This window comes from Streptomyces sp. NPDC002671 (assembly GCF_053592475.1).
Genome location: NZ_JBSFVU010000174.1, coordinates 1 through 1,206, shown reverse-complemented (window position 1 = coordinate 1,206; position 1,206 = coordinate 1). Strand labels below are relative to the sequence as shown.

The following is a 1,206-nucleotide window of genomic DNA, read 5'->3' as shown; positions in this document are numbered from 1 at the left end:
GGACGGCAATCGTCAGGCTCTGGCGCACTTCGTGACGTCCAGCCCGTGGAATCCCGCGCATGTGCGGGCCCGCCTGGCGTGGAAGATGCAGGACGTGATCCGGCCGGAGGCGTTGATCGTCGATGACACCGGCTTCCTCAAGGACGGGGACGCCTCGGCGTGCGTGTCCAGGCAGTACACCGGCACCGCGGGCAAGGTCACCAACTGCCAGGTGGGAGTGTCGCTGCACCTGGCCCACGACCGTGCCTCGGCCGCGATCGACTGGCGGCTGTTCGTGCCGGCCGGCTGGGACCCGGCCTCGCCCGCAGCGGAGGCGACCAAGGTCGCCCGCCGCAGCCGCTGCGGCATCCCCGCCCAGACGGGACACGTGGAGAAGTGGCAGCTGGCTCTGGACATGATCGACGAAGCACGGTCGTGGGGCATCGACGTCCCCCTCGTCGTCGCGGACGCCGGATACGGCGACGCCGCCGCCTTCCGCAGCGGCCTGGAGGAACGCAGCCTGCCCTACGCCGTGGGGATCTCCGGCCGCCACACCGCGCATCCTGGCGACGCCCGGCCCGTCCTGCCCGCCTATGCAGGAACCGGCCGGCCGCCCAAGGTGCAGTACCCCGACCCGCCGCAGAGCGTGAAAGACCTCGTCATCGCGGCCGGCCGGACGGCCGCCCGGCCGGTGTCCTGGCGAGAGGGATCCCGGCCGGGCAACAGCCGAAGCGGCGTCAAGCGCATGTACTCGCGGTTCGTCGCCCTCAGGGTCCGTCCCGCCGGACGCGGCATCCGCAAGCCCGCCGACGACCCGGACCTGCCCGAGCGCTGGCTGCTGGCCGAATGGCCTGCCGACGAGAGCGAACCGGTGCAGTTCTGGCTGTCCAGCCTGCCCTCCGGCATGCCTTTGGCCACCCTGGTCCGGCTGGCCAAGCTCCGCTGGCGCATCGAGCACGACTACCGCGAGATGAAACAAGCCCTGGGACTGGCCCACTTCGAAGGCCGCACCTTCAACGGCTGGCACCACCACGTCACCCTTGTCTCCGCCGCCCACGCCTTCTGCACGCTGCAGCGGCTGGCACGAGACCCAAAAGACGCGGCCCAGGGCTGAGCCTCTACCAGGTCGTCCGTGAACTGCAGACACTCCTCGCTCTCTGGGCAGGCGCCTGCCCCACCTGCCACCGCGACATACCCACCCCAATACGAACCTGACCAAGCCCTACT

At 70.6% G+C, this 1,206-nt stretch carries 1 protein-coding gene; it reads left to right on the top strand.

Translation table 11 applies throughout. The features are described 5' to 3' along the window. The coding region (locus ACWD35_RS45555; RefSeq protein ID WP_451357190.1) for an IS701 family transposase at positions 1–1,093 on the top strand (1,093 nt) is incomplete at its 5' end. Positions 1,094–1,206 lie beyond the last annotated feature (113 nt).